Origin of the sequence: Bacteroides stercoris ATCC 43183 (assembly GCF_025147325.1) — a bacterium.
GTDB lineage: Bacteria > Bacteroidota > Bacteroidia > Bacteroidales > Bacteroidaceae > Bacteroides > Bacteroides stercoris.
Map to the genome: position 1 here is coordinate 3,411,715 of NZ_CP102262.1, position 16,450 is coordinate 3,428,164.

Sequence of the window (16,450 nt, forward strand, 5' to 3'; positions counted from 1 at the left end):
TTAAAAAATAAAAACTCAAATTTATGAATAAAACAAAAATCGGAATATTCCTTTCATTGATGCTGGTGCTGGGGTTCTGTTCTTCTTGTGGAGAAAAGGAGTCAAACTCTAAACTGTTGCTGAATGAAGTGCTTATCACCAACGAAAGCAACTTTCAGGATGATTACGGTGTTCACAGCGCATGGATTGAGATATTCAACAAATCATATGGCAGCGCCGACCTTGCAGGTTGCTATCTGAAATTCAGCAGCCAACCGGGTGACACCGCTACCTATTTCATCCCGAAAGGTGATGTCCTGACTTTGGTAAAACCTCGTCAGCACGCGCTGTTTTGGGCAGACGGAGAACCTAATCGCGGTACTTTCCATACCAACTTTAAGTTAGACAGCCAGAACGCCAATTGGATCGGCTTATACGATTCCGGCAAGAAATTACTGGACCAGATTGTGGTACCCGCCGGAACATTACAAGCCAACCAATCTTATGCACGTGTCAGTGATGCCACTCCGGAATGGGAAGTAAAAGGAGATGCGTCCGATAAGTATGTAACTCCAAGCACCAATAACAAAACCATTGACAGCAATGCTAAAATGGAGAAGTTTGAAGAGCATGACAGTATAGGTATCGGTATGGCTATTTCCGCCATGAGTGTAGTATTTTCCGGATTACTCCTTCTTTATATCTCTTTCAAGATTATAGGCAAGATTTCTGTAAACCTCAGCAAACGTAACGCAATGCGCGCTAAGGGCATTACCGATAAAAAAGAGGCTAAAGAAAAACAACTGGGAGAAGCACCGGGTGAAGTATTCGCAGCCATTTCCCTGGCATTGCACGAAATGCAGAGTGATGTACACGATGTGGAAGACACCGTACTCACCATTACCCGCGTAAAACGCAGCTATTCACCTTGGAGTTCAAAGATTTACACGTTGCGTGAAACCCCTCAGAGAAAGTAAAGTCACCTTTAATAAAGATAAAACGATGAAAGAATATAAATACAAAATCAACGGTAACGCATATAAAGTTACTATTGGAGATATTGAAGACAACATCGCTCACGTAGAAGTGAACGGTACTCCCTACAAAGTAGAAATGGAAAAAGCTCCGAAAGTTGCAGTCAAACCGGTAGTACGCCCTGTTAGTGCAGCCCCAGCTGCCCCGACTGCTCCAGTTGTAAAACCGGCTGCTGCTTCAACCGGCAAGTCAGGTGTAAAATCTCCGCTGCCAGGTGTTATCCTTGACATCAAAGTCAATGTGGGTGATACCGTGAAGAAAGGCCAGGTTATCATTATCCTGGAGGCCATGAAAATGGAGAACAATATCAATGCCGACAAAGACGGTAAAATTACCGCTATTAATGTTAGTAAAGGAGAATCCGTACTCGAAGGTACTGACCTTGTAATTATTGAATAATATGGGAGAATTTATCACATTTTTAGGAAATAACCTTGCAGACTTCTGGACTTATACAGGTTTTGCCAATGCAACAGGCGGACATCTGGTAATGATTCTGGTAGGTTTATTCTTCATATACTTGGCTGTTGCCAAGGAATTTGAGCCGATGTTGCTGATTCCTATCGGTTTCGGTATGCTGATCGGTAATATCCCTTTCAATATGGAAGCCGGATTAAAAGTCGGTATCTATGAGGAAGGGTCTGTACTTAACATTCTGTATCAAGGGGTAACTTCCGGTTGGTATCCGCCACTTATTTTCCTGGGTATCGGAGCTATGACGGATTTCTCCGCTCTAATCTCTAACCCGAAGCTGATGCTAGTCGGTGCTGCCGCACAATTCGGTATTTTCGGTGCATATATGACTGCTTTGGCTATCGGATTCGATCCGATGCAAGCTGGTGCTATCGGTATCATCGGTGGTGCCGATGGTCCGACAGCCATTTTCCTTTCGTCCAAACTGGCTCCCAACCTGATGGGTGCAATTGCCGTGTCCGCCTATTCCTATATGGCATTAGTACCGGTAATCCAACCGCCTATCATGCGTCTGCTGACCAGCAAGAACGAGCGCCTTATCCGCATGAAACCGCCACGTGCAGTTTCTCATACGGAAAAAGTAATGTTCCCGATTATCGGTCTGTTACTTACCTGTTTCCTTGTTCCGTCCGGTTTGCCTTTGTTAGGTATGCTATTTTTCGGTAACTTACTAAAAGAGAGTGGTGTAACCCGCCGTCTGGCTAACACAGCCAGCGGTCCGCTGATTGATACCATCACAATTCTGCTTGGTCTGACTGTAGGTGCTTCCACACAAGCATCCGAATTCCTGACTACAGACTCATTGTGGATTTTTGGTCTGGGTGCATTCTCATTCATTATCGCAACCGCTTCCGGTGTAATCTTCGTGAAGATATTCAATATCTTCCTGAAGAAAGGCAACAAGATTAATCCGCTGATTGGTAATGCAGGCGTATCTGCAGTGCCTGACTCCGCACGTATCTCTCAAGTAGTAGGTTTGGAATATGATCCAACCAACTACCTGTTGATGCATGCCATGGGTCCGAACGTAGCGGGCGTTATCGGCTCAGCAGTAGCTGCCGGTATTCTGTTGGGATTCCTGATGTAAGCAGTGAAAACGTTTGCATAACCTGCATAAAGGATAATAGCGGAGAGGTAACAGCCTTCTCCGCTATTTTTTTTAATTTAGCGGAGAAAATAACGAAAAGCTAATATCATGAAAAAAGTATTCTTCATTTTAGGAACACTCCTACTTTCCCTCAGTACGTACGCAGCCATGAACGTAAACAAAATCGATCCACCATTTTGGTACACTGGTATGCAAAACCCCGAACTTCAGCTAATGGTATATGGTGAAGGCATCGGCAATGCAACGGTATCTGTCAACTATCCCGGCGTCTCGCTGAACAGCACAGTCAAATTGGAAAGCAATAATTACCTGCTGGTCTACCTCAGACTGGATAAAAACGTGAAACCCGGTAAAATGCCACTCACCTTCACGCAAGGCAAGAAAAAGTTCGTCAAAGAATATGAGCTAAAAGAACGTGCCAAAAAAGGCTGCGAGCACAAAGGTTTCGATGCATCCGACGCACTCTATCTGTTAATGCCCGACCGTTTTGCCAACGGCAACCCGGACAACGACCAAATAGCAGGCATGGCAGAATATAAGGTAGACCGCAACGACCCAAATGCTCGTCATGGCGGCGACCTCGCAGGTATCGAACAGCACCTTGATTACTTTTCCGATTTGGGCGTAACTGCCTTGTGGTTTACTCCGGTATTGGAAAACAACATGACCGGCGGTTCCTACCACGGCTATGCCACCACCGATTATTATAAAGTAGATCCCCGCTTCGGCACCAATGAAGAGTATAAGCAGCTCATCGAAAAATCTCATACACGCGGCATTAAAATCGTAATGGATATGATTTTCAACCACTGCGGTGTAGAGCATATATGGATAAAAGACATGCCTTGCAAAGATTGGTTCAACAACCCCGACCATGAAAATAACTTTGTGCAGACATCCTTCAAACTGACTCCCCACGTAGACCCTTATGCTTCGAAATACGATTTCAGCCAGATGAATGACGGTTGGTTCGTAACCGCCATGCCCGACCTCAACCAAAAGAATCCGCATGTATACCGTTATCTCGTTCAGAACAGTTTCTGGTGGATTGAATATGCCGACATAGACGGTATCCGTATGGATACTTACCCCTATGCCGACTATGATGCCATGAGCAATTGGATGAAAGAGTTGAATGAAGAATACCCTAACTATAACACCGTAGGCGAAACATGGGTAACCGAACCGGCATATACCGCATGGTGGCAAAAGGACTCCAAACTGTCCGCTCCTAAAAACAGCAATCTGAAGACGGTAATGGATTTCAGTTTCTATGATAAAATCAACATTGCCAAAACGGAGGAAACAGAAACTTGGTTTAAAGGATTAGACCGAGTGTATAACAGTTTCGTATATGATTTTCTTTATCCGAATCCGGAATCGGTACTCGCTTTCATCGAGAATCACGACACCGACCGCTTTTTGGGTGAAGGCGAAAACCTTCCGATGCTGAAACAAGCCTCTACCCTGTTACTCACCACCCGACGCATTCCGCAATTATACTACGGAACGGAGATTATGATGAACGGCATAAAGAGCAAGAGCGACGGTTATGTTCGTAAAGACTTCCCCGGCGGCTGGGCAGACGATAAAGAAACCGCACTGACAGCCGAAGGCCGCAGCAAAATTCAAAACGATTGCTACAATTTCTACAAAACAATACTGAATTGGCGTAAAGGAAACGATGTGATTGCCAAAGGCAGTATGACTCAGTTTATGGTACAAAACGGCGTATATGCCTATGCCCGTCAGTATGAGGGCAAAATTGTTTTCGTAATGCTGAACGGTACAGATTCAGAAACCACCGTTCCTTTAAAATTCTACAAAGAAATTTTGAAAGACAAGAAACAAGGAAAAGATATTCTAAGCGGCAAAACAATTCTCTTTGAAAAAGAGTTGAAGATGGAAGCGCGTGAATCCCTGATCATCGAATTGTAAATAAATTCAGGTTTGACATAAATCAGGTACGGACTAAATAGACACGGATAAATCCATAAAGTCCGTACCTAAAAACAAATAGGGAGTGCATTAAAATGCACTCCCTATTTTTATAATCAAATTAACCTTATCAGTCCAATTGAGCCAATTTGTTTTCAGAACCAAGCACGTTAACGATTTTGTGCTTGTAAAGTTTCTCCATGTTGTCACGAGCCGGACCCAGATATTTACGCGGGTCAAATTCAGCCGGTTTCTCAGCAAACACCTTACGAACAGCAGCAGTCATAGCCAAACGAGAGTCTGAGTCGATATTGATTTTGCAAACTGCAGACTTCGCAGCCTTGCGCAGTTGCTCTTCGGGAATACCGATAGCTGCTTCCAACTTACCGCCGAATTGATTGATAGTATCAACTTCTTCCTGAGGAACTGAAGAAGAACCGTGAAGAACGATAGGGAATCCAGGAAGTTTCTCCATTACAGCATCCAATACGGCAAATTCCAAAGGAGGAGGAACCAGACGACCTGTAGCAGGATCTACGTGGCATTGTTCGGGTTTGAACTTGTATGCACCATGAGAAGTACCGATAGAAATAGCCAAAGAGTCACAACCTGTACGAGTAGCGAAATCGATAACTTCTTCCGGATTGGTATAAGTATGGTGTTCAGCAGATACTTCATCTTCTACACCAGCCAACACGCCAAGTTCACCTTCCACTGTAACATCGAATTGATGAGCATAGTCAACAACCTTCTTTGTTAAAGCAACATTTTCTTCGTATGGAAGATGTGAACCGTCAATCATTACTGAGGAGAAACCTGAATCGATACAGCTTTTACAAGTTTCAAAAGTATCTCCGTGGTCAAGGTGAAGAACAATTTCAGGATGTTTGCAGCCCAGTTCCTTAGCATATTCCACAGCGCCCTGAGCCATGTAACGCAGCAAAGTAGCGTTAGCATATTGGCGAGCACCCTTAGATACCTGAAGGATAACCGGAGACTTAGTCTCTACTGCAGCCTTGATGATAGCCTGCATCTGTTCCATGTTATTGAAGTTGAATGCAGGGATTGCATATCCACCTTTGATAGCGCGAGCAAACATTTCTCTTGTGTTTACAAGGCCTAAATCTTTGTAATTAACCATTTTGTTTAAAGTTTATTGTTAGTGAATTAAAATTCTACGCAAAAGTAAGCATTATCCTTTAAAAAGAAGAACAAGAGAAGAATAAAATACCTCTACTCACCAGTCAAATCCATTCTATTTTAAAGCTATTGGCTTGAATTAACAGAATATTGTAATCTCTATATTACAAAGTTTTTGCATCTGTCTGTTCATTCTCTCCTTTTGCGTTCTTACCTCTATAAACAAAAAAGCCGGAAAGCGAGTTTATTTTCCGGCCTGTTATTTACACATTATTATATATTATCTTTTCAGATCATTAGTGTCCCGTTAAAATGGGACGAGTTAAACAATTAATCAAAAAGCCCCGGAATCAGGGGATCATTTAGATCTTTGACATCATTGAAATTAGTCTTGTCGAACAGGTCACGCAAGTGGGTTTTGTCAGTCAATGATATGCTGAGAATTTGTAAAACTTCATAGGTTGAACGTTTCAACTTCATATCATGTTGGACAATAGCCACAAGACAGTACGTGATAATAGCCACACTGATTTGTATGCGAACAGCGTTCTCTGTTGTGCCCCAGAATTTCTTTATCTTGAGATGCTGCTTGAGCCATTTGAAGAACAGCTCGATTAACCATCTTTTCTTATAAAGATCGGCGACATCCAGTGCAGAAAGTTGTTTTGCATTCGTCAAAAAAGTGAACTCACGGTCATCCTCTTCGTCGTAATATCGGACGAGTCTGAATGACTCAGGATATTTTTTCTCGGAGAGATATCCGGTCAGTTTCACTTCCGCATCTGTCATTATGTTCTTTGGCATTCTTCGCTTCCATCTGACTGTCTTATACTTTAAGTTCGTCTTGGCTCTGACAACAAAGAAAGAGTCTGTAAGATGTATCCTATAGAGTTCTTTAAAGGAGTCATAAGCCCTGTCGAATATATAATAAGCATTTGGTTCATAATGGATTGAAGACATTGCTGTGGAATCATGCTTTGATGCAGTAGTTACAGTATAGAAGGCAGGAACTTGTGCTTCAATGTCGTATAAGACATGAGCTTTCACCCCTCCTTTCTTGCTTCGGAACTTTGCCCATGGGAATGTTGCAAGACACAACGGAATCGTTGTTGAATCAAACGCATATTTCTTTCCGGAAATGTCAAGGATGTTGGTCGTCCGCTTCTCGCAGGCTTCCTTCATCATATAGAATGCAAAGTCTTCGAAGATTCTGTAATCACGGTTCTGGTTCGCTGTCGCAAGAGTTGTCTTGGCTATCGGTTCACGACCTAAACCAAGATGATATTGCTTGGCCCTATGCGCCTCGAAAGCAACGACTAAGTCTCGCAGGCTCTCACGGTTACTCAGTTGTCCAAACATCATCGCGAGCATCTGATTCCAGCAAGTGAAATGTTTCACATATCTGTTGCCATCATACTTGCGAACATAGTTGTTGAACTGAGTCCTGTTCAGAAAAGCGGTTAATTGAGAGAATACGTATTTGTCTTGGAACATAGCAGCCATTTGTATTAGACTGCAAAGTTGCAAAATCAAGTCCGTTTCATTTCAAAAAACCGTGTAATTGACTATATTTCAATAATTTCAAAGAACTATTTATCCACTTTTACGGGACAGTAGTGTTTTCAGATAGATAATCGTAGGTAAATGGTCGCTGTAACCGTTCAGCCATACGCGCCCGCCATGAGTACGCAAAGGTGAACCTTTGTATTTACCATCCTGCTGAATCAGGTAGTCGCGGATAAAAACCTCGCTATGGTCGTAACGCAGTCCTTTTTTCGCTTTCACCAACGGTCTGGACAGTACAATCTGGTCGAACAGATTCCACTTGCCACGATAGAGCAAGGTTCCCACACCCTTATCCTCCAGTATTTCCCACCAGGGATTGAAGAACTGATTGGCTTTCATACCTGATATATATTTACGGGCCCCTAAAGTCTGCATGCTTTCATCCATCGGATCGTCATTCATATCTCCCATAACAAAGAGTTTCAGCTTTTTGTCTTCATGCATCAAGGAGTCCGTCAACGCCTTTACCTGCCTGGCGGCATGCACCCGCACCGGTGATTTCGCTCCGCGGGAAGGCCAGTGATTCACAATGAAACACACACGCTCACCCGCCATTCTACCGTCTACAATAAGGAAACCGCGCGTCAGATGCACCGTATCCCCTTCAAACGGAGCGGAAAGTACCAGTTTAGAGTTCGTCACGGCAAACTGTTGCGGATCATACAAAAGTGCACAGTCAATGCCACGTCTGTCGGGTCCCTCATAATGAACAAACTTATAGTTAGCCATAGCCGGCTGACTGACAAGATCCGTCAGTACCCTATGATTCTCGACTTCTGCCACGCCAATTACTGCCGGTCCCTCAGGAACCAGATTACGCGACAAGGCACTCAACACGTCCGAGAGATTATGCAGTTTAGCTTCGTACTTTTTCGCAGTCCACCGGTAACTGCCATCAGGCAGGAAGTCATAGTCATTCTTACCTGCATCATGGATGGTATCAAAGAGATTCTCAAGATTATAAAACGCTATGCTATACAGTTTGCGTTCCGTGTTCTGGGCTACAACTATTGTAGCGCTGAACCAAAAAGAAAAGAATACAATCAGTTTTCTCATAGGTGATATGATATTAATCTCCTGCAAAAATCTAAAATAAAAAGTTATAAACCTATCAATTGCCAGCTTTTTTTGCAAAAAACCTTTTTTCATTTCATAGAAAAGCATTATCTTTGCGCACTGAAAAAGACCATTACACTATTTATTACCAAAATAGTAACAGAATATAAATTAAAAAACAAATATTGAAATGAAAAAAGGTATTCATCCTGAAAATTACCGTCCGGTAGTATTTAAAGATATGTCAAACGGCGATGTGTTCTTGTCTCGTTCTACAGTAAATACTAAGGAGACTATCGAGTTCGAAGGCGAAACTTATCCGTTGGTAAAGTTGGAAATCTCCAGCACTTCTCACCCGTTCTACACTGGTAAGTCTAAGTTGGTTGACACAGCCGGTCGTGTTGATAAATTCATGAGTCGTTACGGTAACCGTAAGAAATAATCTGTTTTTCAAAGAAACGGAAAAAGGGAATCTGCTACAGATTCCCTTTTTTACTATATGCATACTACCCAACGTCAGTCCCATGCAAGACATAATTTCCACGGAAACCGCATCATCCTGTTTAGGTAAATCAGACTTTCCCGCGAAACGGCGGACGCACCACCACAGCCTTCAACTTACGGCCGCGCATATCAATACAGATTTCCGTACCAACCTTACTATATTCGGGCTTCACATACCCCATACCGATACCGATTTTACGGGTAGGCGACATTGTGCCCGAAGTAACCACTCCAATAGGAGTACCTTCCGGATTCTGTAACTCATAACCGTGACGGGGAATACCGCGATCTACCATTTCAAAACCGACCAATTTACGTACCGTACCCTCCGTCTTCTGTTTCTCCAGCATTGGACGATTGATAAAGTTCTTACCCTCTACAAACTTGGTAATCCATCCCAATCCAGCTTCAATAGGCGACGTGGTATCATCCAGGTCATTTCCATACAGGCAGAATCCCATTTCAAGGCGAAGCGTATCACGAGCACCCAAACCGATAGGTTTGATACCGAACTCCGCACCAGCCTCAAACACGGCATTCCATATTTTTATTGCAGCTTCAGGATAGAAATAGAGTTCAAAACCACCGGCTCCAGTATAACCGGTATTGGAGATTATAACATCCGGCTCACCTGCAAATTCACCATGCGTAAAGGTGTAATACGAAAGTTCGGAAAGATTAACAGGTGTCAGTTTCTGCAATGCTTCGATAGCTTTCGGACCTTGTACCGCAAGCTGCGCCATACGGTCGGAAGCATTCTCCAACTCAGCTCCCATCGTATTATGAGACATACACCAGTTCCAGTCTTTCTCGATATTGGAAGCATTGACTACCAACAGATATTTCTCCTGCTCGTACCGGTAGACCAATAAATCGTCTACAATACCGCCATCCTCATTGGGGAAGCAAGTATATTGTACCTTACCGGGAGTAAGGGCTGCTACGTTATTAGAGGTGACTGTCTGTAAAAAGTCCAAAGCATGCGGACCTTTCACCCAAAACTCTCCCATGTGGGAGACGTCAAACACACCGACACCCTGACAAACAGTAAGATGTTCATCAATGATACCGGAATATTCGATAGGCATATTGTATCCCGCAAATTCGTGCATCTTAGCTCCCAGCGAGATGTGCGTTTCTGTAAATGGAGTGGTTTTCATGGTGTGACTTATAAGTTATAGATTATGATTTATTTGTTAGCGGCAACGAGTTCGGCTATCTTGACGATAACATTCATGGCTTTCTCCATATTCTGAATAGGAATAAATTCGTAACGTCCGTGGAAATTCAGACCACCGGCAAAGATGTTGGGGCACGGCAAGCCTTTGAACGAAAGTTGCGCACCGTCCGTACCGCCACGAATAGCTTTTACGTGAGGCTCTACACCGACGGCTTCCATAGCTTTAAAAGCTGTATCGATGATATGCATCACCGGCTCAATCTTCTCACGCATATTATAATATTGGTCATGTAGTTCGAGTGCGGCTGTACCCTCGCCATATTCGGCATTAATTTTGCAGACAAGGTGTTCAAATTCTTTCTTGCGGCTCTCAAAACGGACACGGTCGTGATCGCGAATAATGTAAGTAACCGTGGTCTGCTCCACTTCACCCGTAATTCCAATAAGATGATAGAAGCCCTCGTACCCCTCGGTATGTTCCGGTGTTTCGTGGCTGGGCAACATGGAAATAAAACGATTGGCTACGCGGATAGAATTTATCATCTTGTTTTTGGCATAGCCCGGATGTACATTGCGTCCCTTGAAAACAATCTTGGCAGAAGCCGCATTGAAGTTCTCGAACTCCAGTTCGCCTACTTCACCGCCATCCATAGTATAAGCCCATTCGCAACCGAATTGCTCAACATTGAATTTATGCGCACCCAAACCGATTTCCTCATCGGGATTGAAACCGATACGGATTTTACCATGTTTGATTTCAGGGTGTTCTTTCAGATAAGCTACTGCCGAAACAATCTCCGCAATACCGGCTTTGTCATCGGCACCCAATAATGTTTTTCCGTTAGTAACAATCAAATCTTCTCCCTTATGGTCGAGCAATTCGGGGAATCGAGCAGGAGAAAGAACTACTTGCTCATCTGCGCAAAGAACAATGTCCTTTCCATCATAATTCTCTACAATGCGCGGGGAAACATCTTTCCCGCTCATATCGGGACTAGTATCCATATGGGCAATGAAGCCGACAACAGGTACAGACTTATCTATATTGGCAGGAAGAGTGGCAAACAGATAACCGTTCTCATCCAATGTAATCTCTTCCAACCCCAAAGCTTCCAATTCTTCTTTCAAGAACCTGGCAAATACCATTTGCCCCGGAGTACTCGGAGTTACCCCACTTTCCTCATTCGATTGCGTATCGAAACTTACATACTTTAAAAAACGTTCTACTAAAGTCATGATGATAGTGATTATAGTTAGTGATTAGCGATTAGTGGTTAGTGATGAACGATTAACGGTCAGTAGGCTACAACCGCGCCCTCCTTTTATCCGAACGGCATTAATCACTTATCACTAAACCCTAATCACTATTTTACTGCCGTAAAATTAAAAAAAGGATTGTGAACTGCCAAGCAATTCACGACCCTTTTTCATTCATTAATAACTATTTTGTCAATCAAAAGTGACTGCTACCATCAAAACAATGGGTACAAAGTTTACATTTAGGCAGACCAATAGCCTCAACCAATGTTTCCAGCGTATTGAACTTTAATGATGACAGTCCAAAACGCTCACGGATAACTTCTACCATTTTCTCGTACTCCGGCGAACCTGTAGTGGCATATTTCTCAAGATTTTTGTTTTCATCACCTTCCAACTCCTTAATGACACGGCGGGTAATCAACTCCAAATCTCCTTTGGATGCTGTGAAGCCAACAAACGGACAGCTATATATCAACGGCGGACAGGCAATACGAATATGTACTTCTTTCGCTCCATACTCATAAAGCACCTTTACATTATCGCGCAACTGAGTTCCACGGACAATGGAATCGTCACAAAACAGAAGGCGTTTACCTTCCAGCATGGCACGGTTGGGAATGAGTTTCATCTTTGCCACCAACGAACGCATTTCCTGCCTGCTGGGAGTGAAACTACGCGGCCAAGTCGGAGTATATTTTGAAATGGCGCGATGATAAGGCACTCCCTTTCCTTCGGCATATCCCAGCGCCATACCGACACCGGAATCGGGTATGCCGCACGTACAATCTACTTCCGAGGTATCGGTCTGTCCCATTTTCAGTCCGGAAACAAAGCGTACATCTTCCACATTCTTTCCCTCATAGCATGAAGTGGGAAAGCCATAATAAACCCATAGGAAAGAACATATCTGCATCTCCTCATTAGGTTTGCGCATCTGTTCCACCCCTTCTGCATGCAGACGGACAATCTCGCCCGGTCCCAGATAGCGGTCTATTTCATATCCCAAGTTCGGGAAACTACTCGATTCGCTTGTGGCTGCATATGCTCCATCTTTCTTACCGATAACAATGGGAGTGCGCCCCCAACGGTCGCGGGCGGCAATAATGCCGTCTTCAGTCAGCAGCAGCATGGAACATGAACCTTTAATATGCTTGTATACATTCTCAATGCCGTCTACAAAAGTCTTACCTTGTATCAGCAGCAAAGCGATAAGTTCCGTTTGATTGGTTTTGCCGGAGCTTAATTCGGCAAAGTGCATATTTTGCTCCAGAAGTTCGGTTTCCAACTCTTTCAGGTTCATAATCTTGGCAACCGTAACTATGGCAAAACGACCGAGATGGGAATTTAAAATAAGAGGTTGAGGGTCTGTGTCACTGATAATTCCGATGCCGGAATTTCCCTTGAACTTATCCAGTTCGTCTTCAAATTTCGTACGGAAATAGGTACTTTCCAAATTATGAATGGAGCGTGTAAATACAGCCTCATCCTGATCATAAGTAGCCAAACCGCCACGTTTTGTCCCTAAATGCGAATTATAATCTGTGCCGTAAAACAAATCCGCCACGCAACTTGCCTTGGCGACTGTCCCGAAAAAACCTCCCATAAGTTCCTTGTGTTATTAGTTATTTTATTAACGGGCACAAAGGTACAAAGAAGTTTCCTTGTGAGCGATATATTCCACCTCTAAAAATAATAAAAAACTCCCCGCCAAAACAAAGAAGTCAGTCCTGCGGGGAGGTTACCAATACCTAATTAAGAATTTCTTTTTACCTTAATCATTTCCATTTTTTCACACTCTTCTTCTCAGCCGGAGTAGCTTCAATCAAGCTCAATGCGAAACCACCGCTACGTGCTTCCCAAACGGAGATTTTGGTTTTGTTGGTTACAATACCTTTCTTTATCTGATAGGAAGTAGGATTCTCTTTGTAATCGGCATCCTTACCATCGGCATACAGAATAGCTACATATTGCTTGCCCGGTGTCAGAAAATCGAGAGTAAAGCCGGCTGTGCGGGCATTTTCATCTGTAATGCCGCCTACAAACCAATTATCAGTACCTTTCGCCTTACGGGCTACGGTAATGTAATCTCCCGGTTCAGCTTCAATATATTCGCTGTCGTCCCAATCTACGGCTACATCTTTGATGAACTGGAATGCATCCATGTGCTTCTCGTAATTCTCCACTAGATCGGCAGCCATTTGCAACGGACTGTAAAGGGTTACATAAAGAGCCAACTGCTTGGCAAGCGTAGTTTGTACCTGTCCGTGAGGCAGGTCGCCCATGAAATCCAGTTTTGTATCAAAAATACCCGGAGTGTAGTCCATCGGTCCGCCGATAAGACGGTTGAACGGAAGTAGTGTGGTATGAAACGGCTTGCTACCGCCAAATGCTTCGTATTCAGTGCCACGGGCAGATTCGTTGCCGATAAGATTCGGATAAGTACGGCACAAACCGGTAGGACGTACGGCTTCATGGCCGTTGACACAGATTTTATAGTCGGCAGCTTTTTTTACGGCATAAAGATAGTGATTGTTCATCCATTGTCCGTAATGATGTTCGCCACGCGGGATGATATCTCCTACGTAACCGCTCTTCACAGCATTATAACCGTTATCGACCATAAACCGGTAAGCTTTGTCCATGTGGCGTTCGTAGTTGCGGACGGAAGAAGAAGTCTCATGGTGCATCATCAGTTTAACACCTTTACTCTTGGCATATGCATTCAACATCTTCACATCGAAATCGGGGTACGGAGTCACAAAGTCGAAAACATAATCTTTGGAGTGTCCGAACCAGTCTTCCCAACCTTCGTTCCAACCTTCTACCAGAACCTGGTCAAAGCCGTGGGCAGCGGCAAAATCTATGTATCTCTTCACGTTCTCATTGTTGGCGCCATGACGTCCGTTAGGTTTTGTTTTGGAATAGTCCGTTTCGCCCAACTTAACAGAAGGCAGGTCATCCGTATACGCCCAAGTGCTTTTACCGGCAATCATTTCCCACCATACTCCTACATATTTCACAGGTTTAATCCAAGAAACATCTTCATAAGCGCAAGGTTCGTTCAAATTTAAAGTCAACTTGGAAGCAAGAATATCGCGTGCATCGTCACTGACAATCACCGTACGCCACGGCGATTTACAGGGAGCTTGCATATAACCTTTATCACCTACTGCATCGGGCGTCAGCCAAGATTCAAAAATCAGATTTTTATCATCCAGATTCAGATGCATGCAGGAGTAGTCTACCAAGGCAGCTTCGTGCAGATTGATATACAAGCCGTCCGCCGTTTTCATCTGAAGGGAAGTCTGTACGCCTGTCGGAGAGAATTGTGTCTGCGACGCATTACCGGTAATGGCAGATTTCATAAGACCGCAGATTTCAGAAAGTTTGGACTCTGTAAAGTCATACTCCTGCGTATCATAATCACCCGGAATCCAAAACGCCTTATGGTCACCCGTCATGGCAAATTGGGTACGTTCTTCCTTAATAACAAAGTAGTTCAAATTCTTTTGTAAAGGAAACTCGTAACGGAAACCGAGGCCATCATCGAAAAGGCGGAAACGGATGATAATATTACGGTCTTGCGCTTTTTGGTCCAGCGTTACAGCCATTTCATTATAATGGTTGCGGATTTGTTTCACCTCACCCCACACCGGTTCCCATGTTTCGTCGAATGTAGACGTTTGGGTATCGGCCAGAGTAAATCCGTTCATCAGTCCTGGATCATTCTTCAATTCCAAACCCAGCTTTGAGGGCTTTATAACAGCTTTTCCTTTGTAGAAAAGTTCATAAACAGGTTCACCTTGAGAATTGACGGAGAAGTTTAATTGAAGTTGTCCATTGGGCGAGGTGATGCTCTCGGCCATTGCTGCACTACTCATAGAAAGTACGAGCAGGAAGCAGGTTAGTTTAATGCAAATTGCTTTCATGTTTCTCATGCTATGATTTATAATTTATTTGATGCAAATATAAGCAGGAAAGTCTCCTGATTTAAGGTTATCAAATGAAAATAGATATGAAATAAAAGCAAACGTTTGCATAAGTGATTATAAACCTGTTTTTTAAAAGAAATACCGCTCACTCGGAAATACAAATGGAATGAAAACACTATCTTTGTCAACTCAATACCAGACTTCAATTATTATGACTAAAATATTGATAGCCATATTTCTTGGCGGCGGCACAGGCAGCGTATTGCGCTATTGCGTGCAAATGGCACTCCATGAATGGATAGTACCCTACTCCTTTCCTTGGGCTACATTTGCCGTAAACATCATCGGAGGCTTCCTGATAGGATTGTTCTACGTCTTATCCGCCCGCTTCAACTTATCCGCAGAAGTAAGAATGTTGCTGACTACCGGCTTGTGTGGTGGCTTCACCACTTTTTCCACATTTTCCAACGACGGATTGATTCTGATTAAACAAGGATTTTACGGATTATTCGCCCTATATACCTTATTAAGTATCTTGTTGGGAATATTTGCAGTATGGGGCGGAAATATCTTAGGGAAGACCTTTTAAAACAGCAATCATGAGAACAGGCAAACCCTTCAGCATGCCGCCCGTACGGGTCATCTCCCCCACTTTTGAAAGTCAAGTCGAGAGTTCCAAATCACTCAAAGAATGGCTTAGGACCGAAGAAACTGTCAGAGGGATATGTTTCAGCAAACAAATGGAAGAATCAATGGATTGTTCTTATAAAAGTATCACCAATTGCACTTTCAGCCATGTACAGTTCAACAACTGTAAACTGAAAGCTACTCACTTTACGGATGTCCGTTTCGAGCATTGCGATTTGTCCAACATATCATTTGCAGAAAGCTCTCTTTTTCGGGTAGAATTCATTTCCTGTAAACTGGTCGGCACAAATCTGCCAGAAACAATCCTGAATCATTGCAGGATGCAGGATTGCAATGCGAGATACCTCAATTTTTCCATGAGTAAAATCAATCAGGCGGAGTTCACCACCTGCGATTTGCGCAACAGCGACTTCAACGACTGCAAGTTGACTTCCATCGCTTTTACCAATTGCGAGTTAGTAGAAGCGGAATTTTCGCATACTCCGCTCAGGGGCATTGACTTGAGCGATTCGCATATCGAGGGTATTCACGTCAATCTGCCGGATATACGGGGAGCTATCGTCAGTACCCACCAAGCCATGGACCTGACAAGCCTGCTGGGACTCGTAATAAAAGACTGAACAATTTTCC

14 protein-coding genes are annotated in these 16,450 nt (G+C 43.6%); 7 read left to right on the plus strand and 7 right to left on the minus strand.

Going from position 1 to position 16,450, the window contains the following annotated elements; genetic code table 11:
• Positions 1 to 23: 23 nt before the first annotated feature.
• From NQ565_RS14285 to NQ565_RS14300, 4 genes are all read left to right on the plus strand, one after another.
• Positions 24 to 956, plus strand: a complete 933-nt coding sequence (locus NQ565_RS14285; RefSeq protein WP_005652052.1) for an OadG family transporter subunit — start codon at positions 24 to 26, stop codon at positions 954 to 956.
• Between the two features lie 25 nt (positions 957 to 981).
• On the plus strand, positions 982 to 1,413 hold the full coding sequence (locus NQ565_RS14290; RefSeq protein WP_016662445.1) for an acetyl-CoA carboxylase biotin carboxyl carrier protein: 432 nt from the start codon (positions 982 to 984) through the stop codon (positions 1,411 to 1,413).
• Between the two features lies 1 nt (position 1,414).
• The gene (locus tag NQ565_RS14295) at positions 1,415 to 2,575 is read left to right on the plus strand and encodes a sodium ion-translocating decarboxylase subunit beta (protein ID WP_005652056.1); all 1,161 of its coding nucleotides are present in this window, start codon (positions 1,415 to 1,417) and stop codon (positions 2,573 to 2,575) included.
• A gap of 108 nt (positions 2,576 to 2,683) precedes the next feature.
• Positions 2,684 to 4,534 (plus strand): glycoside hydrolase family 13 protein, encoded by a 1,851-nt coding sequence (locus NQ565_RS14300; RefSeq protein ID WP_005652058.1) that lies wholly within the window; start codon positions 2,684 to 2,686, stop codon positions 4,532 to 4,534.
• Positions 4,535 to 4,664: 130 nt separating this feature from the next.
• Here NQ565_RS14300 and NQ565_RS14305 read toward each other — a convergent pair whose 3' ends face one another.
• From NQ565_RS14305 to NQ565_RS14315, 3 genes are all read right to left on the minus strand, one after another.
• Positions 4,665 to 5,675, minus strand: a complete 1,011-nt coding sequence (locus NQ565_RS14305) for a class II fructose-bisphosphate aldolase (RefSeq protein ID WP_005652060.1) — start codon at positions 5,673 to 5,675, stop codon at positions 4,665 to 4,667.
• A gap of 329 nt (positions 5,676 to 6,004) precedes the next feature.
• Entirely contained in the window at positions 6,005 to 7,168 is a 1,164-nt protein-coding gene (locus NQ565_RS14310) for an IS4 family transposase (RefSeq protein WP_016660807.1), read from the minus strand.
• 99 nt (positions 7,169 to 7,267) lie between these two features.
• Positions 7,268 to 8,296, minus strand: a complete 1,029-nt coding sequence (locus NQ565_RS14315) for an endonuclease/exonuclease/phosphatase family protein (RefSeq protein ID WP_040315441.1) — start codon at positions 8,294 to 8,296, stop codon at positions 7,268 to 7,270.
• 190 nt (positions 8,297 to 8,486) lie between these two features.
• Here NQ565_RS14315 and NQ565_RS14320 point away from each other — a divergent pair, with 190 nt between their 5' ends.
• Entirely contained in the window at positions 8,487 to 8,738 is a 252-nt protein-coding gene (locus NQ565_RS14320; RefSeq protein WP_004289781.1) for a type B 50S ribosomal protein L31, read from the plus strand.
• A 130-nt stretch (positions 8,739 to 8,868) separates the two neighbouring features.
• Here NQ565_RS14320 and gcvT read toward each other — a convergent pair whose 3' ends face one another.
• The 4 genes from gcvT to NQ565_RS14340 form a co-directional block, all read right to left on the minus strand.
• Positions 8,869 to 9,960 (minus strand): glycine cleavage system aminomethyltransferase GcvT, encoded by a 1,092-nt coding sequence (gcvT, locus tag NQ565_RS14325; protein WP_005652071.1) that lies wholly within the window; start codon positions 9,958 to 9,960, stop codon positions 8,869 to 8,871.
• 29 nt (positions 9,961 to 9,989) lie between these two features.
• Positions 9,990 to 11,216, minus strand: a complete 1,227-nt coding sequence (gene pepT / locus NQ565_RS14330; protein WP_005652073.1) for a peptidase T — start codon at positions 11,214 to 11,216, stop codon at positions 9,990 to 9,992.
• Between the two features lie 217 nt (positions 11,217 to 11,433).
• Complete coding sequence (locus NQ565_RS14335; protein WP_005652075.1) at positions 11,434 to 12,843, minus strand: amidophosphoribosyltransferase; 1,410 nt, start codon at positions 12,841 to 12,843, stop codon at positions 11,434 to 11,436.
• Between the two features lie 172 nt (positions 12,844 to 13,015).
• Positions 13,016 to 15,178, minus strand: a complete 2,163-nt coding sequence (locus NQ565_RS14340; protein WP_005652077.1) for a glycoside hydrolase family 97 protein — start codon at positions 15,176 to 15,178, stop codon at positions 13,016 to 13,018.
• Between the two features lie 205 nt (positions 15,179 to 15,383).
• Between NQ565_RS14340 and crcB the strand changes: the two genes are divergently transcribed.
• Both crcB and NQ565_RS14350 read left to right on the plus strand, forming a co-directional pair.
• The gene (crcB, locus tag NQ565_RS14345) at positions 15,384 to 15,761 is read left to right on the plus strand and encodes a fluoride efflux transporter CrcB (RefSeq protein WP_005652082.1); all 378 of its coding nucleotides are present in this window, start codon (positions 15,384 to 15,386) and stop codon (positions 15,759 to 15,761) included.
• Between the two features lie 10 nt (positions 15,762 to 15,771).
• Positions 15,772 to 16,440, plus strand: a complete 669-nt coding sequence (locus NQ565_RS14350) for a pentapeptide repeat-containing protein (RefSeq protein WP_005652085.1) — start codon at positions 15,772 to 15,774, stop codon at positions 16,438 to 16,440.
• Positions 16,441 to 16,450: the final 10 nt, after the last annotated feature.

Coding starts and splice junctions, on each gene's coding strand:
- NQ565_RS14350 (WP_005652085.1), top strand. CDS start 15,772: ATGAGAACAGGCAAACCCTTCAGCATGCCGCCCGTACGGGTCATCTCC.
- NQ565_RS14295 (WP_005652056.1), top strand. CDS start 1,415: ATGGGAGAATTTATCACATTTTTAGGAAATAACCTTGCAGACTTCTGG.
- NQ565_RS14290 (WP_016662445.1), top strand. CDS start 982: ATGAAAGAATATAAATACAAAATCAACGGTAACGCATATAAAGTTACT.
- crcB (WP_005652082.1), top strand. CDS start 15,384: ATGACTAAAATATTGATAGCCATATTTCTTGGCGGCGGCACAGGCAGC.
- pepT (WP_005652073.1), bottom strand. CDS start 11,216: ATGACTTTAGTAGAACGTTTTTTAAAGTATGTAAGTTTCGATACGCAA.
- NQ565_RS14305 (WP_005652060.1), bottom strand. CDS start 5,675: ATGGTTAATTACAAAGATTTAGGCCTTGTAAACACAAGAGAAATGTTT.
- NQ565_RS14315 (WP_040315441.1), bottom strand. CDS start 8,296: ATGAGAAAACTGATTGTATTCTTTTCTTTTTGGTTCAGCGCTACAATA.
- gcvT (WP_005652071.1), bottom strand. CDS start 9,960: ATGAAAACCACTCCATTTACAGAAACGCACATCTCGCTGGGAGCTAAG.
- NQ565_RS14310 (WP_016660807.1), bottom strand. CDS start 7,168: ATGTTCCAAGACAAATACGTATTCTCTCAATTAACCGCTTTTCTGAAC.
- NQ565_RS14320 (WP_004289781.1), top strand. CDS start 8,487: ATGAAAAAAGGTATTCATCCTGAAAATTACCGTCCGGTAGTATTTAAA.
- NQ565_RS14340 (WP_005652077.1), bottom strand. CDS start 15,178: ATGAGAAACATGAAAGCAATTTGCATTAAACTAACCTGCTTCCTGCTC.
- NQ565_RS14335 (WP_005652075.1), bottom strand. CDS start 12,843: ATGGGAGGTTTTTTCGGGACAGTCGCCAAGGCAAGTTGCGTGGCGGAT.
- NQ565_RS14300 (WP_005652058.1), top strand. CDS start 2,684: ATGAAAAAAGTATTCTTCATTTTAGGAACACTCCTACTTTCCCTCAGT.
- NQ565_RS14285 (WP_005652052.1), top strand. CDS start 24: ATGAATAAAACAAAAATCGGAATATTCCTTTCATTGATGCTGGTGCTG.